At 39.0% G+C, this 22,057-nt stretch carries 18 protein-coding genes; 2 read left to right on the plus strand and 16 right to left on the minus strand.

Features of this window, described 5'->3' with window-relative positions; all coding sequences use genetic code 11:
* Positions 1-28: 28 nt before the first annotated feature.
* Complete coding sequence (gene carA / locus BLR60_RS16460; RefSeq protein WP_090501770.1) at positions 29-1,141, minus strand: glutamine-hydrolyzing carbamoyl-phosphate synthase small subunit; 1,113 nt, start codon at positions 1,139-1,141, stop codon at positions 29-31.
* 319 nt (positions 1,142-1,460) lie between these two features.
* Between carA and panB the strand changes: the two genes are divergently transcribed.
* Together panB and BLR60_RS16470 are read left to right on the plus strand one after the other, a co-directional pair.
* Positions 1,461-2,276 (plus strand): 3-methyl-2-oxobutanoate hydroxymethyltransferase, encoded by an 816-nt coding sequence (panB, locus tag BLR60_RS16465; RefSeq protein ID WP_090501772.1) that lies wholly within the window; start codon positions 1,461-1,463, stop codon positions 2,274-2,276.
* Positions 2,277-2,434: 158 nt separating this feature from the next.
* Positions 2,435-3,121 carry an RluA family pseudouridine synthase gene (locus BLR60_RS16470; RefSeq protein WP_090501775.1) on the plus strand — a complete coding sequence of 229 codons (687 nt, stop codon included), beginning with the start codon at positions 2,435-2,437 and terminating at the stop codon, positions 3,119-3,121.
* Between the two features lie 212 nt (positions 3,122-3,333).
* Here BLR60_RS16470 and BLR60_RS16475 read toward each other — a convergent pair whose 3' ends face one another.
* The 15 genes from BLR60_RS16475 to bcp all read right to left on the minus strand — a co-directional run bounded on the left by BLR60_RS16475 (position 3,334) and on the right by bcp (position 22,041).
* On the minus strand, positions 3,334-3,807 hold the full coding sequence (locus tag BLR60_RS16475) for a hypothetical protein (protein WP_090501777.1): 474 nt from the start codon (positions 3,805-3,807) through the stop codon (positions 3,334-3,336).
* A gap of 106 nt (positions 3,808-3,913) precedes the next feature.
* Complete coding sequence (locus tag BLR60_RS16480; RefSeq protein ID WP_090501880.1) at positions 3,914-5,362, minus strand: glycoside hydrolase family 30 protein; 1,449 nt, start codon at positions 5,360-5,362, stop codon at positions 3,914-3,916.
* A 116-nt stretch (positions 5,363-5,478) separates the two neighbouring features.
* Positions 5,479-7,785: a glycoside hydrolase family 3 N-terminal domain-containing protein gene (locus BLR60_RS16485; RefSeq protein WP_090501780.1), complete on the minus strand. Its 2,307-nt coding sequence runs from the start codon at positions 7,783-7,785 to the stop codon at positions 5,479-5,481.
* 55 nt (positions 7,786-7,840) lie between these two features.
* Positions 7,841-9,256, minus strand: coding sequence for a RagB/SusD family nutrient uptake outer membrane protein (locus BLR60_RS16490; RefSeq protein WP_090501782.1), 1,416 nt, complete (start codon positions 9,254-9,256; stop codon positions 7,841-7,843).
* A gap of 11 nt (positions 9,257-9,267) precedes the next feature.
* A complete protein-coding gene (locus BLR60_RS16495; RefSeq protein ID WP_090501784.1) occupies positions 9,268-12,180 on the minus strand; it encodes a SusC/RagA family TonB-linked outer membrane protein in 2,913 nt (970 codons plus the stop codon).
* 290 nt (positions 12,181-12,470) lie between these two features.
* Positions 12,471-14,375, minus strand: coding sequence for a 7TM diverse intracellular signaling domain-containing protein (locus BLR60_RS16500; RefSeq protein WP_090501786.1), 1,905 nt, complete (start codon positions 14,373-14,375; stop codon positions 12,471-12,473).
* A 63-nt stretch (positions 14,376-14,438) separates the two neighbouring features.
* Positions 14,439-15,743 carry a sensor histidine kinase gene (locus BLR60_RS16505; protein WP_090501788.1) on the minus strand — a complete coding sequence of 435 codons (1,305 nt, stop codon included), beginning with the start codon at positions 15,741-15,743 and terminating at the stop codon, positions 14,439-14,441.
* Positions 15,744-15,842: 99 nt separating this feature from the next.
* A complete protein-coding gene (locus BLR60_RS16510) occupies positions 15,843-16,520 on the minus strand; it encodes a response regulator transcription factor (RefSeq protein WP_090501790.1) in 678 nt (225 codons plus the stop codon).
* 45 nt (positions 16,521-16,565) lie between these two features.
* A complete protein-coding gene (locus BLR60_RS16515; protein WP_167354768.1) occupies positions 16,566-17,756 on the minus strand; it encodes an aspartate aminotransferase family protein in 1,191 nt (396 codons plus the stop codon).
* A gap of 70 nt (positions 17,757-17,826) precedes the next feature.
* The gene (locus BLR60_RS16520) at positions 17,827-18,267 is read right to left on the minus strand and encodes a hypothetical protein (protein WP_090501792.1); all 441 of its coding nucleotides are present in this window, start codon (positions 18,265-18,267) and stop codon (positions 17,827-17,829) included.
* 7 nt (positions 18,268-18,274) lie between these two features.
* A complete protein-coding gene (locus BLR60_RS16525) occupies positions 18,275-18,937 on the minus strand; it encodes a hypothetical protein (protein ID WP_090501793.1) in 663 nt (220 codons plus the stop codon).
* A 33-nt stretch (positions 18,938-18,970) separates the two neighbouring features.
* Complete coding sequence (locus tag BLR60_RS16530; RefSeq protein WP_090501795.1) at positions 18,971-19,531, minus strand: RNA polymerase sigma factor; 561 nt, start codon at positions 19,529-19,531, stop codon at positions 18,971-18,973.
* Positions 19,532-19,644: 113 nt separating this feature from the next.
* Positions 19,645-20,601 carry a transketolase family protein gene (locus tag BLR60_RS16535; RefSeq protein WP_090501797.1) on the minus strand — a complete coding sequence of 319 codons (957 nt, stop codon included), beginning with the start codon at positions 20,599-20,601 and terminating at the stop codon, positions 19,645-19,647.
* A 75-nt stretch (positions 20,602-20,676) separates the two neighbouring features.
* Positions 20,677-21,522 (minus strand): transketolase, encoded by an 846-nt coding sequence (locus tag BLR60_RS16540; RefSeq protein ID WP_090501799.1) that lies wholly within the window; start codon positions 21,520-21,522, stop codon positions 20,677-20,679.
* Between the two features lie 54 nt (positions 21,523-21,576).
* Complete coding sequence (gene bcp / locus BLR60_RS16545; RefSeq protein WP_090501801.1) at positions 21,577-22,041, minus strand: thioredoxin-dependent thiol peroxidase; 465 nt, start codon at positions 22,039-22,041, stop codon at positions 21,577-21,579.
* Between the last annotated feature and the right edge of the window lie 16 nt (positions 22,042-22,057).

A 22,057-nucleotide genomic window follows, 5' to 3' on the forward strand; every position in this document is an offset into this window, starting at 1 on the left:
TTTAATGCTTTAATAGAAAAACTAAATTTTACCAGGTTAATTCACCTTTCATTACTTCAACAAAATCATCGAATAAGTAACGAGAATCGTGTGGGCCTGGAGAAGATTCCGGGTGATATTGAACTGAGAATGCTTTTTTGCCTTTAACACGGATTCCCTCAATTGATTTATCATTTAAGTTAACGTGTGTAATTTCTACTTTTTCGGAATTTCTAACCTCATCAGGTACTACACCAAAACCATGGTTCTGTGAGGTAACTTCGCAATGGTTTTTGATAATATTTTTAACCGGGTGGTTTAATCCACGGTGACCGTTAAACATTTTCATGGTACCGATACCGTTAGCTTCTGCCAATAATTGGTGACCTAAGCAAATCCCGAACAATGGTTTATCTTCTGCTAATATCTCTTTAATGGTTTCTACTGCGTAAGGCATCACTGAAGGATCGCCAGGACCGTTTGAAATAAAATAACCATCAGGACTAAATTTTTCCATTTCGGCAAAAGTGGTTTTAGCCGGGAAAACCTGAACGTAGATATCGCGGTTTTCAAAGCTGCGTAAAATGTTTTTCTTGATACCCAGATCGAGTGCTGCCACTTTTAAGCTTGCCTCAGGGTTACCATAAAAATAGGGTTCGCTGGTACTTACTTTAGAAGAAAGCTCTAAACCTTCCATTGATGGTACTTCGGCCAGCTTTTGTTTTAATTCATCCAGATCGGTAATTTCAGAAGAAATGATGGCGTTCATGGCGCCTTTATCTCTGATATGGCGAACTAAAGCGCGTGTATCAATATCTGAAATAGCAACCAGGTTATCGTTCTGGAAATAATCCTGAATAGATTCTGTTGCTTCTTTACGGCTATAAACAATGTTATAATTTTTGCATACCAAACCAGCAATTTTGATTGTACCCGATTCAATTTCATCTTTGTGGATACCATAATTACCAATATGTGCATTCGTGGTAACCATTATCTGTCCAAAATAACTCGGATCTGTGAAAATTTCCTGGTAACCTGTCATCCCGGTATTAAAACAAATTTCGCCGGTAGTAGTGCCAATTTTTCCGGCTGCTTTGCCGTAAAAAACCGTGCCGTCGGCCAGTAATAAAATCGCAGGTAACTTGGTGTAGTTAGTCATGGTAATTACAATATGGATTTTGATTTAAAAAAGAGTTGAAAAGACAATGGCTTTCGGCATTAAAGCCGTATTTGCAGGGTGCAAAAAAAGATGAATATATCCCTTCCATTTCGGGGTACAAAGATAGCGTTTAAGATTTGTAATGTAAAGAGAAAAGTGAAAAAGGCAGAAGCTAAAAGAAGAAAGATTAATGCTGAAAGTGTTAAAGTCACATCAGTATTAAAAATGATTTTAGTTTGAGATTGCTTTGGTCTTTTACCTTTCGTCTTCAGCTTAATTAAAGAAAAAACAATACTTTTGGCAACACAAAACAAAACCCATGTCGGTACATAAAGAAATCAAACGCATCACCACGCACATTTTACAGGAAATGAAACAACGCGGTGAAAAAATATCGATGTTAACCGCCTACGATTATTCCATGGCAACCATTCTCGATGATGCAGGATTAGATGTTTTATTGGTTGGCGATTCTGCTTCGAATGTAATGGCTGGTCATGAAACTACTTTGCCCATCACGTTAGATCAGATGATTTACCATGCGGCATCTGTAATCAGAGCGGTTAAACGCGCATTCGTGGTAGTTGATCTACCTTTCGGTTCTTATCAGGGGAATTCAAAAGAAGCTTTGAACTCGGCGATCAGAATTATGAAGGAATCAGGCGCTCATGGTGTTAAACTCGAGGGCGGAGAAGAAATTATCGAATCTGTTCAACGCATTATCACGGCAGGAATCCCTGTAATGGGACACCTGGGCTTAACCCCTCAGTCTATTTATAAATTTGGAACCTATACCGTTCGGGCCAAGGAAGAAGAAGAGGCAAATAAGTTAAAAACTGATGTTTTGGCTTTACAGGCTGCCGGTTGTTTTGCCATTGTATTGGAAAAAATTCCTGCCGCACTAGGCAAAGAAGTTACAGAAAGCCTGCATATCCCGACTATTGGCATTGGTGCCGGGCCAGACTGTGATGGACAGGTTTTGGTGGTAAATGACATGATTGGTTTAACCAAGGGATTTAAACCGCGTTTTTTACGCCAATATATTAACCTTTACGACGAAATTTTAGGTGCAGCACAATCGTACATCCGCGATGTTAAGGGAAATGATTTCCCGAACGAAAAAGAACAATATTAAGCTTGGAGTTGGGCGTTTTGAGTTTGGCGTTTCTTAAGGCGCTGATAAACTATCCAACTTTAAATAATTAAACAGCTAACTGATTAACCAATAAACTTTCGCATTAGACGATTTGCCTATCAAATAAGCTAATGACGGATGAACCAATGAACTAACCGATGCCAATTACCGATAACGACATCCTTTTTGAAGACAATCATTTAATCGCTATCAATAAAAGAGCAGGTGATATTGTGCAGGTTGATGAAACCGGCGATGAACCATTGGATGAACAGGTTAAAAAGTATATCGCTAAAAAATACAACAAACCCAATGGCGCTTTTTTAGGGGTAGTGCACCGTTTAGACCGCCCGGTGAGTGGCGTAATATTGTTTGCTAAAACCAGTAAGGCTTTAGAACGAATGAATGCTGTATTTAAAAACCGTGAAGTAAAGAAAACCTATTGGGCCGTGGTAAAAAATAAACCCGAAAAGGAATCGGCAACTTTGATCCACTGGTTGGTTAAAAACCCGCAGAAGAATGTGGTTTCTTATTATAATACAGAAGTTACCGGCAGCCAGCGGGCCGAGCTTTCCTATAAAGTAAAAGCCAAGGTAGGCGATTATTATCTTTTGGAAGTTGATCCGTTAACTGGTCGTTCACACCAGATTAGGGTTCAGCTTTCCTCAATGGGTTGCCCAATTATGGGCGATAATAAATATGGTTATCCACGTGGAAGCAGAAAAGGAAGCATCTGCCTGCATGCCCGTAGATTACAGTTTATGCACCCGGTAAAAAAGGAACCTGTAAATATATTCGCCAAATTACCTGTTGATGGTTTTTGGGAAAGGTTTGAGGATTTATAAATTCAATGCCCGGGAAAGTAAAAAGTCAACACTGCCCGGTATATTTAGGTAATAAATTTCTTGGAGTTGCCCTCATTTCGAGCGAAGTGCAACGAAGTCGGGAAATCTATGATACTAGACTATAGATTTCTCCCCGCCTGTACGGGCAGGCCTGTCCGCACAGGCGGGCACTAAGGTCGAAACGACGAATTTTGGATTGATATGACGAAGTATTATTTACAATCAATTTTTTCAAAAGTCATCGATCCATCAAACTTTAGTTTGCTCTGGTCTTTAAACTTGCTTTCTCCGTTTACTTCCTGCACATCACCAAATCCTTCTGCTAACTGATTGCCCTTTTTCAAAAAGGCTACTTCTCTTATTGATGTTTTGCCTTCTGATTGAAAAATATAGTTAGCAATTATGGTATCACCTTTAACAATACCGGCTATAGTGCCTGCATTTTTATCTTTTTCGTATAAGTTATAGCCCAAGGTACCTGTTAATTTATTATCAATTGTTTTTAACGATAGGGTAGCGGTATCGCGGTTTTTAATGTATTGATAACATTGTGTGGAATCTGATGCGGTTTCAGCGTTGTTTACAATAGTAGAGTCTATTTTGGCCTGTGTCCTTTTAGCTGTACCGCCCTGGCAAGCAGCCATAAATAAAGTGGCAAGGCCTAATACTGGAATTATGTTTTTCATTTTCTTATCGGATTGATTTTGATTATGTAGCAAAGTACCTGCCAAAAAGTATATAAACTAGAAAGCCCCATGTGCGGGGCCAACTAACAATTAAACGATAAGATTTTTACCAAATATAAGTACCTACTGCACCTTTATCTAAGCTGGTGGCTACCGCTTTACCATTGTATTTAATATTAAAAGCGGTTTCGGTGCTGTTATTATTGCAAACAATCAGTACGTTTTTGCCATCAGGTGTTTTAAATGCTACATTCTGAAGGTTGTTTGTGATATTTGATGCAATCCTCACCGAACCTGGTTTTACAAATTTGGATGCATGTGCAATGACATAATAGGCTACGTTTCTGCTTACCGCCGGGGCAATGGTAATAGCGCCTAAGCAAGTGGTACAGCCACCTTTATCGGTATGTGGGTTGTAGTTGGGATCTGCAGCTAAATTCCATTCCAACACATTGCGGCTCCAGTTCCTTGTGGCACCAACAATCAGGGTAGATACATGCCATTTTAAATCTTCGGCAAAATTGCCCGGACCACCAACCCATTGTTCGGTAAAATAAACATTACGGTCGGGGTGTGCGTTGTGCACCTGCGTAAGTGCCGTAATAGGACCGGCATATAAGTGAAATGCAGAACCATCTACGTATTTTTTCGCATCTGCATCATTTAAAATAGTAATCGGATATTCAGGCTTATCAGCATTGTGGTCGTACACAATAATCTTGGTTTTGATTCCGCTGCTTTGAAAAATCGGACCCAATGCTGTTTTAATGAAATTGGCCTGATCTAAAGCCGTCATGTACATACTTGGATTATTACCGGGGTGTAATGGCTCATTTTGCGGCGTGATGGCATCAATTACAATACCCTCTGTTTTCATGGCCTGAATGTATTTCACCAGATATTTTGCATAGGTTTGGTAATATTCTGGCTTTAAACTGCCCCCGATAAAACTTCTATTGGTTTTCATCCAGACAGGGGCCGTCCATGGTGAACCTAAAATTTTAATCGAAGGATTGATGGCTACAATCTTTTTTAGCACCGGAATTAAATCAGCCTGTTCTTTGGCGATAGAGAATTTTGCTAAATTATCATCCGTTTCTCCGTCCGCCAGATCGTTATAGGTAAAAGGGGTAGCGCTTAAGTCTGATGCCCCAATACTTATTCTAAGGTAACTTACAGCAATGGCGGCATCGGTGCCAGCAAACAGCTCGTTTAATAGCTTATCTTGTGCTGCAGCAGGTAAAGCATTAATTAAACTTGCACTACCACCAGTCAGGGTATAACCGAAACCATCAATGCTTTGAAAAGTAGTGGCTGGATCTACCTCAATGGTGGGGTTGTTATTGGTAGTGGTAGAAAAGTTTAAGGCAACATTCTGCTTTTTTAACAATTGAGATTGATCGCCTTTGGTTAGCCAAAATGCAACATCGGTTTTAACCGGTCCGGTAGAAGTTGGTGTCGAAGTATCTTCTTCACTTGTCTTCGGACTTTTGCTACAGGCACAGGCGACAATCAAGATGGCCAGTGCGGTGCCCAGGTTGTAAATGGGTTTCATTATTATGGTTTTGGTTAGAGATTTAAGGGTATTTCGCATAGTATAAAATGGAATGTAATTTAAAAAAATTGCTTTTGCTTCTGGACATAAGCAATGTACATGTATACAGGATTGGTTTAATTGGTGTAATTAAAGTTTATTTTTTGATCACCAATTTGAATTTTGAATTCGCCCGGCTCGGTTACTTTTTTGCCTTCTACATTGACAACGGCAATATCTTCAGGTGTCAAGGTGAACTTTACTGTTTTGCTTTCGCCGGCTTTTAAGTCGATTTTTTCAAAACCTCTTAAACGTTTTACATCTGGAGTAATTACACTTGCCACTAAATCAGAAGTGTAAAGCAGTACACTTTCTTTGCCGGCTCTGTTTCCTGTGTTGCTTACTTCAACAGAAATGCTTAAAGTTTCGCCAGCTTTTAAAGTATTGTGACTGATTTTCAGATTGCTGTATTTGAAAGTGGTATAACTTAAACCCTGGCCAAAAACATATTGCGGGTTATAATCTGAATCATAATTATAAACGCCTTCAACAGTTTCACGCGACTCTGATGGCTTATGGTAATAGGTAAATAGTGCATTAGGAAATTGTGGATAGGTATAAGGCAGTTTTCCTGAGGGATTTACATCGCCAAATAAAATATCGGCCAAAGCATCAGCACCATAGTTCCCGGGCAGGTAAGTTTGAACTACAGCGGTCATACTCTTTTCGAACTTGCTGATAATCCTCGGACGGCCTTCGTTCAATACTAGAATAACAGGTTTTCCGGTTGCCGCAATCTTTTTCGCCAGTTCCGTCTGCAGGTCAGAAAGGTAGAGATCGCTCAGATTACCTGGCGATTCTGTGTAGGTGTTTTCGCCTAAGCACAATACAACTGCATCCACATCTTTGGCAGCAGCAATGGTTTCAACCATTTTGTCGGCAAAATCTTCAAAATATTTACCATCCATTTTATAGCTTACACCAGGCAGGTATTTGATGTTATTGGTGCCGATTTTATGTTGCAGGGCTTCTAAAATCGTATGGTAATCTTTTGCAAATTCTTCTACCTTTTCGCCCTGCCAGCTATACGTCCATGCGCCGTTCAGGGTACGCATCGAGTTTGCATTAGGTCCGGTAACCAATAGCTTCATTCCTTTTTTTAAGGGAAGAATGTTATCTGTGTTTTTTAATAAGGTGATCGATTCTGCTGCGGTATTGTAAGCAGCAGTCTGAAACTCTTTACTGGCAAATTTTGGGTAATCTTTAGGATTAGTAGTCGGTTTTTCAAACAAACCAGTCGCAAATTTTACCAGTAAAATCCTGCGCACAGCATCATCAATTCTTTCCTTTTTTACTTTACCTTCTTTAACTAGTGCAATAAGATTATCGCAGAATACTTCGTAGTTATAAGCAATCATACTCATGTCTATCCCGGCATTAATGGCCAGCATAATGGCTTCCTTATCATCTTTTGCAATGTGGTCTCTTTTAAAAAGATTTTCGATATCTCCCCAATCGGTCACCACCAAACCTTTAAAGCCTAGTTCTTCTTTTAATAATTTAGTAACAAGATTATAATTGGAGTGTACCGGAATACCATTGATGATACCCGAATTGATCATCACTGTGTGTGCACCAGCATCTACAGCAGCTTTAAACTGTGGTAAGTGGTATTCTCTTAAGGCCTGATCGGAAATAAATGAAGGTGTCCTGTCTTTTCCGGTAGTTGGTGTTTGGTAACCTAAAAAGTGTTTTAATGAGGTAGCAACCTTATAAGGATTGGCAACATTATTATCATCTCCTTCGTAACCTTTAACAGCCGCTTTCCCCAATTCGGTAACCACATATGGATCTTCCCCAAAACTTTCCCACTGGCGTGGAAAACGCGGATCGGCACCTAAATCCAAGATAGGGGCGAAGTTCCATGGAATAGAACTGGCGCGGGTTTCATAGGCGGTAATGGAAGCACCGTTTTTAACCAGACTGCGGTTAAAGGTAGCCGCCTGACCGATTTGCTGAGGAAACATGGTTGCGCCAGCTGTATAAGTGGCACCATGAACTTCATCAACACCATAAATTACGGGGATTTTATTTTTACCTTTTTTAATGGCTACATTCTGGATTTCGCTGATAATTTTATACCAGACCTGTGGCGTGCGTGCCCTATTGTTTGAGGTATTTAATACCGAACCCACGTGGTATTGGATTAAAGCTTTATCCATTGCAGCTTTATCCAGTGTAAAAGGCTCGTCACTTTCAAAACGGCTTTTACCCGTTCCGATTACGTCGAGGGTAATCTGCGCCATCTGACCCACTTTTTCTTCTAGCGTCATTTTGCTTAACAAAGCTTCAATTTTCGCCTGGTTTGTATTTTTGATCTGGGCCTGGGCGTGAACAAAACATCCCATAGCGAAAAGTGAGAGCAAGGTTCTTTTAAACATCATAAAATTAAGTTATAAAACAAAGGCGACCATAGCCGCCTCTGTTTTTTGTAAGAAATTAACGTACATTAGGATTTTTGTCTAATTCATCCTGTGGAATCGGGAAATATAGCTTTGAAGCAGTAAGGTTATAGTTCAGGTTAGCTCCTGTACCATCAACCTGTGCATTCATAACTGGAATTACCCGGTTTGTTCTTAATAAATCGAACCAGCGGTGACCTTCGAAAGCGAGTTCCAGACGACGTTCGTTTTCAATTGCCAAACGCATTGAAGCCTGATCTGCAGCAGGTGTGGCGTCTAAATTAACGCGGCTGCGGATCTGATTAACCAATGGAGCAGCTGTTGACCACCCCGAGGTACTTAATTCGTTCACCGCCTCTGCTTTTAATAAAATGATATCTGCTAATCTCAATATGTAGTTGTCAGATTTATCATCTGCACGGTATTTATTGATGTATGGATAACTTGTTTTAGACCAATAAGAATCATTCCAACCCTCTGATACTACATTGTTAAATTTAATGCTGGAAGCTTTACGGATGGCGTCACCCGCATCATCAAATGCTTTTGCCAAACTATTGGTAGGGGTATTAAATCTTTTCCATCCTGTACCAACCAATACACTTGGCATCCAGTTTCCATGTAAACCTCCGTAACCATCGTACTGCATTTCCCATATGGCTTCCGAATTGTTTTTGTGGTTTGAGTCCCACAGGAAATCGTAGTTGGATATTAAAGAATAGCCACCACCGATTACGGCATCACAATACATATTCACTTTGTTCCAATCCGGAGTTGGTTTGCTTGCATATACTTTGGCCAAAAGTGCATTGGCCACTCCTTTGGTCATGATACCTTTGGTAGGGCCGGCAACGCGGGCATTGGCGGCACCATATTCCAGATCGGCAATGATCTGCGCATAAATGGCATCAACACTTGCTTTTGCCGGGTAGAATTCGGCATCTGTTGTCGGTACTTTAACCACCAATGGAACAGAACCCCAGGTTCTTACTAAATTGAAGTACATGTAAGCCCTTAAAATGCTGGCTTCTGCAAGGATCTGTTTACGTCTATCACCTACATCAAGTTTTGGATCTTGTATATTTGAAATATTGGTAATGATAAGATTGCAGTTTTTAATATCGCTATATAAAGCATTCCAATCTCTTCCTACGTTACCGTTTGTAGAGTTTACGGTAAATAAATCCAACTGAATATTGGCCGGGTTATCTCCACCGGCATAAGCGTTATCTGATCTTACATCACCATTGGTCATATAGTCCCAGATGTGAAAGTCGTTATACATCCCGTCGTATGCACCCTGAATCAACTTCTCCGCTGCTGCTGCGTCTGCAAAAGCTACATCAGGACCTACCTGCGTAATGGGAGTTTGATCTAAAAAATCTTTTTTACAGCTGCTCAGTGCCAAAGCAATGGTACCTGCTGCGATTAATGAATATATTTTAAATTTCATTGTTGTCTGAATTAAAAGCCTACGTTAACACCAAATAAGAAAGTTCTGGATTGCGGATAAGTACCATAATCAATACCCATTGCAGGTCCGTTTGCCGAGTTTACGTTAACCTCCGGATCAAAACCTGTGTATTTTGTAAAAGTTAATAAGTTGTATGCCGATGCATATAACATGACTTTACTCATTTTAAGTTTACCTAAAGTAGCGGCACCAAAATTGTAAGATAATGTGGTGGTTTTTAAACGCAGGTAAGCACCATTTTCAACAAAACGACTGGAAGTTAAAGTGTTGCTCGTATTATCTTTTATCGCTCTTGGAATATCCGTGATCTGTCCTGGCGTTGTCCACCTGTTCAATACCACGGCTGATTGATTTTTTGAATCATTCATGCCTTCCAGTTCCATTCTCGATGCGTTGAACATCTGGTTACCCTGAACACCCTGGAAAAGGAAGTTTAAACCGAAATTGCCAAAAGTAAAGGTATTGTTAACACCATAAGTGAATTTAGGTTGTGCCGAGCCAATAAACATTCTGTCATCTGCTGTAATTGTACCATCTCCATTTAAATCCTGATAAACGATATTTCCTGTCTGAGGATCTACGCCGTTTGAAACATAACCGTAAAAGCTACCCAACGGACGACCGGTTACCACTCTGATTGCAGCATCACGCTCATAAATACCACCAAAAGTAATCGAATTTACTTTATCTCCTAAGCTGGTTACTTTATTGCGGTTTAAAGAGAAATTGATGTCGGTTGTCCAGGTAAATTTATCTTTTATAAAGTTTTTGGTAGTTAAAACAAACTCTAAACCTTTGTTCTCCATATTACCAACGTTTGCAGGAATACTACCGAAACCGATTGAGTTAGGCAAAGGCTGGTTAATTAAAAGGTCTTTGGTTTTCTTTAAATAGGCATCAGCAGTAAAAACCACGCGACTGTTGAACATCGATAAATCTAAGCCAATGTTGGTCTGTGTGGTTTCTTCCCATTTCAACCTTGGGTTTCCGATTTGTGCAAGTACGTAGGAACCTTGAGTAGTTGGATTATATAACTGTAAATAAGAATAATCTCCGATACCCTCATCATTACCCACCTTGCCCCAGCTTGCCCTTAATTTTAAATCGTTGATCGATTTTACATCTTTTAAGAAATTCTCGCCGGAAATTCTCCATCCCACTGATGCTGAAGGAAAATAACCGTATCTATTCTCTTTACCAAAGCGTGATGAACCGTCGGCCCTGAAATTAGTGCTGAATAAATATTTGCCATCATAAGCATAAGTTAAGCGGGCTAAATAAGAACGCTTAGACCACTCAGATGCCGTTGGTAATTGTGGCGGAATTGAAGTGCCATGATCTAACAGCTGGCCATTTGCACCAATGAAATTCTGCTCGTTATAAGCCAGGTAATAATATTTAGACTGTTGCAAAGTCATACCGCCAGTAGCCGTGAAAGCATTTTTACCCCAGTTTTTTGTATAGTTTAAAATGTTTTCGTTTAGCCAAACATGGTCGGTACTGAAATTAGAATTAATAATCCCTTTTTGTGTCCTGCCATAATCTGTTGAATATGGATCTAGAAAGTACGAATACCTGTTATCGTTATTGTTGGTACTGATGCTCGATTTGAAAGAAAAATCCTGTGTGAATTTAATTTCAGCAGCAAATGCGCCTAAGAAACGGAAATTTCTGTTTCTATTTCTGGCAGCGTTTGCATTGGCCACAGGGTTTTCAGAGCCACCTTTGTAAGGGTTAAATGCGTAGGTGCCGTTGGCTGCATAAACACCAATGGTAGGAGGGGTAGTTAATGCCGATAAGATGGTTCCACCTCTTGCAACGTTAGCATTGTCGCTTACATCTACCGAGTTATTTTGAGTAATAGCGGCGTTACCGGTTAATTTTAACCATTTGGTAATGTTTTGTGAGCCGTTAAAGTGGATGGTATATTTATCCAGTTTTGCTGGTGATACTACACCTTTATCTTGTTGATAACCTGTTGATAAGGAATATTGCCCACCTTTAACACCTCCGGAAATGGATGCTTGATAACTATTTTGTGTTCCTGTGCCGAAAGTGAGGTCTTGCCAGTCTGTATTTTGATTACCCAATCCATTCGTATCATAACCCAATTCTTTCATCAGGGAGATATATTGATCTCTGTTCAATACATCCTGTTTTTGCCAAAGATTAGAAAAACCTGTAAATGCATTAAAGGTTGCACGGATCTTATCGGATGATCCTTTTTTGGTGGTAATGAGGATAACACCATTAGCACCACTCGATCCGTAAATGGCAGCAGCCGAAGCATCTTTTAAAATGGTCAGACTTTCAATATCGGTCGGGTTTAAGAAACTCGCATCTCGTGAAGTTACTCCATCTATAACATACAACGGACTGTTGGATGCATTGATTGAGGTATTACCCCGTATAGTAACGGTTACACCGGATCCCGGCTTTCCTGATTGTGAAGAAATCTGCACACCGGCGGCCTTACCCTGGATGGCTTGTAGGGGATTGGTTACGGGCTGATTTTCGATATCTTTAGAAGATAAAGATACAACAGCTGTTGTTAAATCTTTTTTAGTTGTAGTACCATAACCAATTACCACAACCTCGTTTAGTTGTTGGTTATCGTCAGATAAGGTAATGTTTATGCTTGTACGGCCGCCTACCGCTTCTTCTATTGTTTTATAACCAATAAAAGTAAATTCTAAAGTTGAGTTTTGAGGAGCGCTGATCGTATATCCTCCATTATCTGAAGTAGAGGCCCCCTGGTTAGTACCTTTTACCTTTACAGATACACCGGGAAGTGGTAATCCTTGCTTGTCTTTTACCAGACCTTTTACGGTAATATTCTGTGCCATACTCAGAGAGATACCACAGAGAATATACACCATAAGCAATGTAAACTTTTTTCTCATAATTTTGCTCTTGATTAAGATTATATGCGGTAAAGTTAACACCAGATTAATGTTAAATACAAGTGTTTTGAATATTAAATTTTACGTAACTAATTGATATATAGGTTTTTGCGTTGATTTCGATACGCTTTAATACCGCTATTGAAAAGGCAGTTTTAATGCTGATAATCAGCCTTTAAGTGATCTGGATAAGTAGTTATGCGGTTGTAGTTTGATACGCTTAAATACCCTTGCCTTTTTATGGAAAAAAGTTTAAAACAAACAAATTTGTGACGGATTAAAGGGCGTATTTACTCAATTACTAGCTGACTCCAGCCGTTTTTGGCTGATTTTTTCAGGGTTTTCTTCCGGTCGTCCATTACTTTTTTTATGCGTGAGCCGAATGTCCAGCAGGTACTTTGCCTAATAGAAAGTAATTCCGATAGTTTATGAGAAGAGATTTTTCCTTTTGAAGAGTAAATCAGAAAGATCATATAAAATGCTTTGTTGATCGGGATACGGGTATTATGAAAAATGGTATAGGTAGTTACTGATTCTTCATAACCGCATTTACTGCAACGGCGGCTGTGCAGAATGTGCCCTGCAAAATAATGATCATTACTGCATTTACGGCAGTGGTAACCATTGCTCCATTTTAATTGGGCCAAAAACTCATAACAGGTTTCTTTGTCAGGATAAATTTTGCTGAACTCTTCAAAATCTACCTCGGTAGACATCACGCGATCTCTGGTTACCTTTTCTACACTGGTTTGCAGCTCTTCATTATCATGCTCCAACAGTACGTTCATTCGAGAAATTTCTTCTGCCTGTTGTTGTAACAGTGCATTGGCTTCCTCCAAAGCCTGGTTTTTGCTCTCGATGATTAATGATTTATGGTAAACCTCGCGGGTGCGCTCTCCCACTTTGCGCTCAAGCTCCTCATTAATGCTGTCTTTCAGTTTGGCATTTACAGCCATCTGCCTGATGATCTTCTGCTGCGCTTTATCCTTTTTCACTTTAAGGATCCGCACTTTATCACCTATGGCAAAAGATAGAAAGATCATTTCGAGTACAAAACAGAAACTCAGACTGTAATAACTGATGGCGCCGAAATTTAGCCAGCCAATGCCCAGCATAATTAAGAACTTTAATGTAAAGCCCGCAAATAAAAAGCTGTAACCCAATACAAAGAAACGGGCAGGTTGATAGCCTTTTTTGTAAATGTAAATGCCGGTAAAAAAGGCAACAGCTAAGGGAACAGCCTCGATAAATTTATAGCTAAATAGCGTCTGATCGAACAGATAACAATAAATAAAAAAGATAATACGGCAAACAATGATGCTGATAATGAACTGATTTAATTTTGGAGCCTTTGCCTTAACATATAAAAGTTCACGGGTAAAAAGCAATGCAAAAACACTGGTGGCACACAGCGCAAAAGCATAAGCAACCTGATTCCAGCCGGGGGCATTGGGCCATAAATACTGATAGGCAATGCCATCTGTGCTCATTTCGAAAAAGCCAACGCTTAAATTATAGAGTACATAATAGAGGTATTGCTTTTGCCTGATGGCAATAAACATAATCAGGTTGTAAAAACTGAAAACCAGAATCATTCCATAAAAAATACCAAAATAGAAATACTCATCTAAAGCGTAAGAAATAAACCACTCAGTGGTTCGCAATACAATAATAATATCTGCAATTTGAGAGGAATTAGTCTTGAAATAATAAGTCTGCGTTTCATTTCCTTCGTTTTGCAAAGGAATTTCGAAGTTTTTATGGTGGATCAGTCGTTTATCAAAATTGTTGCCATCACCCAACTGCGCTATCTTGTAATTGTGGTTGGCCTGCGGAATGTAAGCCGTAATGTGATCAATAGTTTGATCGAAAAATTCCAGTAGAAAAGGTTTATCTGCTTTATCGTTCTGCTTAATTTTAATCCTGAACCAATAGGTTTTGTTAAGCTGTTTGGTCTGTGGCGTACTGGTTAAACTTGCTTTAAATTTTTGATCAAATGCAGGACTCTTAATCTCGTCGAAAGTGTATCGGTCGCCTGCATCTTCCAGCACCTCAATTTCTTTAAAAGTAAAGATATGCTGAGCCACAGAATCCTGCATTTCTACTGTTTTCTGAGCCTTTGAGCTGGAAACAAAAAAGAATAATAAGATTACAGCGAAATAAGGAAAACGCTTTAAATAACTTGGTTCAGGCATGATCTGCAAAGGTACAAATTTGTAATGATGCAGTTTCTATCAGCTTATCAGGTGAATTTCATTTTAAAAAGATAAGGAAATACTAGTTCCCTTGTGCTCTTCAGATTTAATATCAACATCTATTTTATGAAATCTGGCAATACTTTGTACAATAGCCAGGCCCAAACCAAAGCCATTTTCTTCAGAATTACCCCTTTTAAAACGATCGAAAGCATTTTCAACCAATGCGGCGCTCATACCCGTTCCGGTATCGCTAATGGTGAGGATATATTTTTCGTTCTCTGTTTTATCAGTTATGGAAATGGTTCCGTTATCAACATTGTATTTAATTGCATTGTTGATGATGTTGATCAAAAGCGTGTGGATCAGTGCTTTGTTTCCCATAAAGTGGAAGTCTCTTGAAAACTTCGCGCTATAACTGATGTTTTTATCCGCTATTCGATCCTCCAGATCTTCATATATGTCATCTATTTCATGTTTGAGGCTAATTTCTTCTGTTTTTAGATACTGGTTATTTTCAACTTTTGAAATGAGTAACAAACTATTGATAATCAGCTTTAAACGGTTCAGGGTTTTTAATGAGGCATAGATTTTATTTTCATGCTCGACAGGAATGTCTGGTGTATTGAGCATATTTTCAAATCGAGTGCTTAAAATCGAAATAGGGGTAAGTAACTCATGCGAAACATTAGCAATAAACTGCTTTTCTAAAGCGAAAAGTGTATTTATCTTACGCATTAACGAGTTTATGCTATTATCTAGAATTTTAAAATCGCTGGTGCTGGTGGGGATGTTCTGGTAATTATAATGCGTAGGATCATCTACCAGGTTAATCTTTTTATCAATAATGCGGTAAAATGGTCTCAGTAAAAAGTTAGAGAAGGTATAGTCGGCCACCAGGGTAATAAACAGTGCGGCAACAAGTACAATCAGCATGTAAAAGCGGATCGAATTTTTAATAGACTGAAGCGTTGTCATGGTTTCTCCGATCTCCAGGTTGTACCAATTTTTATGATAAGAAAATTTATAGTTTAAAATGCGATATACTTCAATGTCACCCTCAATCTCTCTTTTTTCGGTAAATACCTTTGCAGTAGAATCTTTTTGATGATCAGGAAGGACTGTTAATACAATAAATTCTTCCTTTAAAATATTATAGTCGGTGAAAGATTGTTCTTTATTTAAAAGACTATCAATCTCATTATCATCTAAATGCTTGATAATTTTGTTCTTCTTTTTAATCAAACGGTTATCAAGCTGGTTGTAAGCCAATCTATCTAATGAAAATAGAATGATCGCACCCAATACCAATATGATAGCCACTTTGGTTACGGCATTGTATAAAGAAAACTTAACCTGTAACTTCATTTAGATGGATGATTTGATGTAAGGTGGATGAAGGTTTAGTTATCGTTGGGTTAACTGCTTAATTTACGCTAAGCGCCAAACGCCCAACCCTAAAACTCACTAACAGTTAATCCTGTAACCTATACTTCTTACGGTCTCAAACCAATCTATTGGTGTAACTCCCGCGAGTTTTTTTCGAAGGTTTTTTACGTGTACGTCCACAAAGTTTGAATCAGAATTGACTTCTAAAATATCTCCCCAAACGTGTTCCGTTAAACTCATTCTCGATACCACACGGTTTTTGTTCAACACTAAATAGTTAAATATTTCGAACTCTTTTTTCGTAAGATTTAATCTTTCCTCCCCATAAGAAACAGTTCTATTCTGGATGTTGAGCAAGAAGTTGTGAATGTTGACTTCGTTTTTCTCTAATTTGTGTTTTCTCCGCGTAATGGCATGCATACGCGCTAAAAGTTCATTTAGCGAAAATGGTTTTGGCAAATAATCATCTGCACCTTCGTCAAGACCTTTAATCCGGTCATCGACAGCGCTACGGGCAGTTAAAATAATTACAGCATCATCACGGTTTTTCATGGCCTTCAGCTGCTTCAAAACATCGAAACCATCGCCATCAGGCAAGCCCAGGTCTAATAAAATGAAATCGTAATTATTTACAAATATTTTTTCTTCAGCAGAAGATTTTTTCCAGGCGTGCTCTACAATAAATCCTTCTTTACCCAAGAATTCATCCATTTCAAGCGCCAGGCTTTTTTCATCTTCAACGATTAATACATTCATTTGAGCTAACTTTATTTTAATGTTTTACCGCCATGCGCTTTGCGTTTACCCTGCAACTAAGTTAATGTTTTTTAAGATGGTCTCGCAAGCTTCTTTAATTTCTTCTTTCGTAATAATTAGCGGAGGGGCTATTCGCATAGAATTGCTGCAATGTAAAAACCAGTCAGACAACACGCCATCTAGAATACAGGCATCGATAATTTTTTTATTGACCTCGAAATTTTCAAACTCCACGGCGAGCATCAAACCTTTACCCCTGATTTCTTTAATGGCCGGATGTTTTAAAAGCTGTTTAAACAACTGGCCTTTTTCTTCCACTTCCTCAACAATATGATCATCAACTAAGGTGCGTAAAGTCGCCAATCCGGCTGCACAGCAAACAGGATGACCTCCAAATGTAGTCATATGACCCAAGATTGGTGTATGTGATAATACCGACATGATTTCTAACGAACTGATAAAAGCACCTATTGGCATTCCTCCACCAATTCCTTTTGCCAATAACAGCACATCCGGTACAATCTGATAATGTTCAAAAGCAAACATTTTACCACTGCGACCAAAACCTGATTGTATTTCGTCGAAAATTAATAATGTCCCGGTTTCGCTACATTTTGCCCTTAAGGCCTGCATATAACTTAAATCAGCTACCCTAATTCCGGCTTCGCCTTGTATGGGCTCAATAAAAACAGCAGCAATGTCTGAAGTAATTTTTTCGAGATCAGCAAGGTTGTTATGTTCAATAAAACTCACATGAGGCAGGAATGGACCATAACCAACCGAATAAAAATCACTTTCCATTAAACTCTCTGCACCCTGCGTACTGCCATGGTAAGCATTTTTGCAGGCGATAAAACCTTTGCGGCCAGTATACCTTTTAGCCAGTTTCATGGCGCCTTCTACAGCTTCGGTTCCGGAGTTTAAAAAGTAGGTACAGCTTAAGCTTTGCGGTAAGATTTCGGCAAGCGCTTTCGCAAAATTTACCTGTGGTGTTTGAACATATTCGCCATAAACCATCAGGTGCATATAGGTTTCTGCCTGATTTTGAATGGCTTTCACTACTGCAGGATGGCAATGGCCAACATTACTTACACCGATGCCGGCAATAAGATCGATGTGTTTTTTATCCTGCGCATCGTAAATATAGATTCCTTTTGCCCTTACAAATTCGAGCATAAGTGGTTCAGGGGAGGTTTGTGCATTGTGTTGTAAAAACAACTGACGTTGGGTAAGCATGGCACAAAAGTACGGAAATGAAAGAGTGCTTTAAAACAAAAAAGACCTACATTGCTGTAAGTCGTTTTCTTTATGGCTTTTGGCCGCTTTTAAACCTGTTGAGTAATTCACGTTTGAAACCTTCCTGTGCCCGGTAAAACTTTCCAACAATTTTTATCGGCAATACCGCTTTGAGTTTGTTGTAATATTTTTTATCAAGATTAAGATCTTTTTGCTTGAACTCAAATTCGCTGGTAATTAAACTTTGTACCTGTGCATCGCTTAGATTATCTATTTCAGTCGTTTTTCTGAAAGAGATCATTTTCTGCCTGCGTTCATTACGCAGTGCATTTTGTTCAGCCTGCATGTCGTTATAAATTGGCCAGAAAATCTTAGCCTCTTCTGGCGATAAATCCAGTTTTTGAGTGAAAAAGGCTATTTTAAGCGATTCTATTTCTTCTCCCCTTGATCTTTGTGCCAATAGGGTAGAGGGTAATAAAAACATCAAAGCAACAAAAATTAAATTCTTCATTTCTATATTAATTATTTAGCTCCTGAGCTAAATCGCTTGAAGAGAAATTGCTCAAAATGTAATTTTCCATTTCCGTATCTGACGCGGAAGTTGTTTTTATATTAGATGAGGTCGTGTTTTGTGTTTCTAAATGATCTATGATGGTATTTTCGTCAATATCATACAATAATTGTTCGTTTACTATGGCCTCCGCAGACGATGATGGCTGAGCAACTGAAACCGATCCGTTTTGGTAAAAATAAATGCCATATGAGGCCATTAATAAAAAGCAGGCTGCACTCACATATTTAACAATGTTTCTTCTCCATAAAGGAATAACTTTAGCTTCTTTACGTGGTTCGGATGTGGTTGCAATTTTATCGGCAATTCTACTTTGCAGTGTGTCAAAGTAATTCTCTGGCACAGCGAAAGCCTTTTCTGCCTTAGGCATTTCAGAGAGGACAATCTGGGTTTGTATGCGTTCTGCTAAATTATCAAAATAATGCTGCGGAACTTCAAAATTATCATCACTTGTTTTCTGTTTCAAGCCATCGAGGAATACAGCAGAAAAAATGGCCTCATCACTATTTTCAAAATATCCATCGGGAACGGAGAAAGGATTGCGTTTCTCCAGAGCCGCAAGTGCAGGAGCCTCGTTCATCCAATCGTTATTTTCTATATTTTCGTTCATCACAGATATATGATACAATTAAAGTGAAAAGGTTTAATAGTCTACCTCATCATTTGTAATAAAAGCTTCAATTTTTTTTGCGGCAATATGAAAGGATGCTTTTAACGCACCAACTGAGGTTCCCAATACCTCCGAAATTTCTTCATATTTCATATCATCAAAATATTTCATATTGAAAATAATCCGTTGTTTCTCCGGTAAGGTGAGGATTGCTTTTTGCAGTTTAAGCTCGAGCTTATCGCCATTAAAATAGGATGAAGCTACCAGGTTATCGGCGAGTTCAGATGATACTTCATCTAAAGGGGTATTGTTACGCTGCTTTTGTTTATTTAAGAAAGTAATCGATTCGTTGGTCGCGATGCGGTAAATCCAGGTGTAGAGCTGGGAATCACTTCTAAATTTATCGAGGTTTTTCCAGACCTTAACAAATACTTCTTGCAAAAGATCATCGCAGTCATCGTGGTTTAAAACCAGCCTGCGGATATGCCAGTATATTTTTTGCTGGTATTTTTTTAGCAACAGGTTAAAAGCTTCATTACGTGATTGCTGAACGGCAAACATGGCAAGAATTTCTGAATCTTCAACTTGTTTCATTATATATAGATTTGAGATGTGAGAATGGAGATATGAGACATTAGACATAAGATTAGCTAGGCACAGTGTGTCTCTAATCTCACATCTAATTTCTCATATCTAATTAATCAAATCTATTTCTTTCTGCCCATTACTTTTTGAACTGCTTCAACAATGTTTACGGCATCTAAGCCATATTTAGACATTAATTGATCTGGAGTTCCGCTTTCGCCGAAAGTATCGTTAGTGGCTACAAACTCTTGCGGAGTTGGTAGTTCAGTTGTTAACAAACGTGCTACGCTTTCGCCCAATCCGCCGAATTTGTTATGCTCTTCGCAAGTAACCACACATCCGGTTTTTTTAACCGATTTTAAGATGGCCTCGTCGTCCAGGGGTTTAATGGTATGGATGTTGATGATTTCAGCATCAATACCCAGTTCAGCTAATTTCTCACCAGCCTCAATTGCTTTCCAAACCATGTGGCCTGTAGCAATAATGGTCACATCAGTTCCTTCGTTAACCATCCAGGCTTTACCAATCTCAAATTTTTGATCCGGATCTGTGAATACAGGGATTACCGGACGGCCAAAACGTAAATAAACCGGGCCTTCATACTCGGCAATGGCCATAGTTGCAGCTTTAGTCTGGTTATAATCGCAAGGATTGATGACTACCATCCCTGGTAACATTTTCATTAAGCCGATATCTTCTAAGATCTGGTGTGTCGCACCATCTTCACCTAAGGTTAATCCGGCGTGAGATGCACAGATTTTAACATTTTTGTTAGAATAAGCTACTGATTGACGGATCTGATCGTAAACACGGCCAGTAGAGAAGTTGGCAAAAGTACCGGTAAAAGGAATTTTACCACCAATGGTCATACCTGCAGCAATACCGATCATATTGGCTTCTGCAATACCAACTTGTGTAAAGCGCTCCGGAAAATCTTTAATAAAAGCATCCATTTTAAGCGATCCAACTAAATCAGCACACAAGGCAACCACATTGTCGTTTTTCTTTCCAGCTTCATGTAAGCCAGCTCCAAAACCCGAACGTGTATCTTTTTTTTCTGTATATGTATATTTTTTCATACCCCAAACCCCTAAAGGGGCTTTATTTGTAGTTAAAATTAAAAATTATTTACTCCCCCTTTAGGGGGTAGGGGGCTAGTAATCCCCTAAAGTCTCTGGTAATTGCGCTAAAGCTGTTGCTAATTGCTCATCATTTGGCGCTGTACCGTGCCATTTGTGTGAACCCATCATATAATCTACACCAGCACCCATTTGTGTGCTCATTAAATTTAAGATTGGTTTACCTTTTCCGGTTAGGGTTTTAGCATAATGTAAACCTTCAACGATCGATTGCATGTCATTACCATCAGTATTGATGACATGCCATCCAAAAGCCTCGAATTTCGCTTGTAAGCTATCTAACGCAAGTACTTTCTTGGTAGGGCCATCAATCTGCTGACCGTTATAGTCAACGCTGCAGATTAAGCGGTCTAACTCGTGGAAAGGAGCAAACATTGCCGCTTCCCAGTTTTGGCCCTCCTGTAATTCACCGTCACCATGTAAGGTAAAAACATAAGAATTATCGTTGTTTAACCTTTTGGTTAAAGCAGCACCAATAGCTACCGACATCCCCTGACCTAATGAGCCTGAAGCTACACGGATTCCTGGTAAATGTTCGTGAGTTGTTGGGTGTCCTTGTAATCTTGAATCCAGTTTACGGAAAGTTGCCAATTCACTTTTATCAAAATAACCTGCATGTGCCAGCGTACTGTACCAAACCGGAGAAATGTGTCCATTAGACAAGAAGAATAAATCTTCGCCAATACCGTCCATAGAGAAATCTTTCTTGTGGTTTAAGACTTCAAAATATAAAGCAGTAAAAAAATCGGCACAACCCAACGACCCACCTGGGTGGCCAGATTGACATCCGTGAACCATTCTTACGATATCTCTTCGGATTTGAGAGGCAATATCTTCTAGCTCTTTAATTGTATGTTTCATTAAAATAAGAGGTTGTTGTATAGCAAAGTTAATATTTTACCCGCTATATCATAATTAGTTATTGATTAAATTGAGTACTTGTTGTGTTGAATTTTTGGTGTCAACTTTTTTGATGATATGGATAATTTTTCCTTCGCCATCTATGATAAAGGTGGTGCGAACCGTACCCATATATTTTTTACCGTACATGTTTTTTTCTGCCCAAACGCCATAATCACTTACGATTTTCTGGTCTGTATCTGCCAGCAGGGTGAATGGCAGGCTATGTTTGGTTACAAATTTTTGGTGCGATTTTTCATCATCTACGCTAACGCCTAAAACCACAATACCTTTGGCTTGTAAACCTTGATAGTTGTCTCTAAAATCAACAGCTTCCGCAGTACAGCCCGGGGTATCGTCTTTTGGATAAAAATAAAGTACCACTGTTTTGCCTTTATAATCACTCAACGAAACCTCGTTTCCATTTTGATCTTTTGATGTAATTGCAGGTGCCTGATCACCTTCTTTTAATTCTGCCATATATAAAATGATTGAA

The sequence above is a fragment of the Pedobacter terrae genome (genome assembly GCF_900100705.1).
GTDB classification, from domain to species: Bacteria; Bacteroidota; Bacteroidia; order Sphingobacteriales; family Sphingobacteriaceae; genus Pedobacter; species Pedobacter terrae.

Excerpts from the sequence above, each read along its gene's own strand:
- carA (WP_090501770.1), bottom strand. The coding sequence starts at position 1,141 with ATGACTAACTACACCAAGTTACCTGCGATTTTATTACTGGCCGACGGC.
- panB (WP_090501772.1), top strand. The coding sequence starts at position 1,461 with ATGTCGGTACATAAAGAAATCAAACGCATCACCACGCACATTTTACAG.
- BLR60_RS16470 (WP_090501775.1), top strand. The coding sequence starts at position 2,435 with ATGCCAATTACCGATAACGACATCCTTTTTGAAGACAATCATTTAATC.
- BLR60_RS16475 (WP_090501777.1), bottom strand. The coding sequence starts at position 3,807 with ATGAAAAACATAATTCCAGTATTAGGCCTTGCCACTTTATTTATGGCT.
- BLR60_RS16480 (WP_090501880.1), bottom strand. The coding sequence starts at position 5,362 with ATGAAACCCATTTACAACCTGGGCACCGCACTGGCCATCTTGATTGTC.
- BLR60_RS16485 (WP_090501780.1), bottom strand. The coding sequence starts at position 7,785 with ATGATGTTTAAAAGAACCTTGCTCTCACTTTTCGCTATGGGATGTTTT.
- BLR60_RS16490 (WP_090501782.1), bottom strand. The coding sequence starts at position 9,256 with ATGAAATTTAAAATATATTCATTAATCGCAGCAGGTACCATTGCTTTG.
- BLR60_RS16495 (WP_090501784.1), bottom strand. The coding sequence starts at position 12,180 with ATGAGAAAAAAGTTTACATTGCTTATGGTGTATATTCTCTGTGGTATC.
- BLR60_RS16500 (WP_090501786.1), bottom strand. The coding sequence starts at position 14,375 with ATGCCTGAACCAAGTTATTTAAAGCGTTTTCCTTATTTCGCTGTAATC.
- BLR60_RS16505 (WP_090501788.1), bottom strand. The coding sequence starts at position 15,743 with ATGAAGTTACAGGTTAAGTTTTCTTTATACAATGCCGTAACCAAAGTG.
- BLR60_RS16510 (WP_090501790.1), bottom strand. The coding sequence starts at position 16,520 with ATGAATGTATTAATCGTTGAAGATGAAAAAAGCCTGGCGCTTGAAATG.
- BLR60_RS16515 (WP_167354768.1), bottom strand. The coding sequence starts at position 17,756 with ATGCTTACCCAACGTCAGTTGTTTTTACAACACAATGCACAAACCTCC.
- BLR60_RS16520 (WP_090501792.1), bottom strand. The coding sequence starts at position 18,267 with ATGAAGAATTTAATTTTTGTTGCTTTGATGTTTTTATTACCCTCTACC.
- BLR60_RS16525 (WP_090501793.1), bottom strand. The coding sequence starts at position 18,937 with ATGAACGAAAATATAGAAAATAACGATTGGATGAACGAGGCTCCTGCA.
- BLR60_RS16530 (WP_090501795.1), bottom strand. The coding sequence starts at position 19,531 with ATGAAACAAGTTGAAGATTCAGAAATTCTTGCCATGTTTGCCGTTCAG.
- BLR60_RS16535 (WP_090501797.1), bottom strand. The coding sequence starts at position 20,601 with ATGAAAAAATATACATATACAGAAAAAAAAGATACACGTTCGGGTTTT.
- BLR60_RS16540 (WP_090501799.1), bottom strand. The coding sequence starts at position 21,522 with ATGAAACATACAATTAAAGAGCTAGAAGATATTGCCTCTCAAATCCGA.
- bcp (WP_090501801.1), bottom strand. The coding sequence starts at position 22,041 with ATGGCAGAATTAAAAGAAGGTGATCAGGCACCTGCAATTACATCAAAA.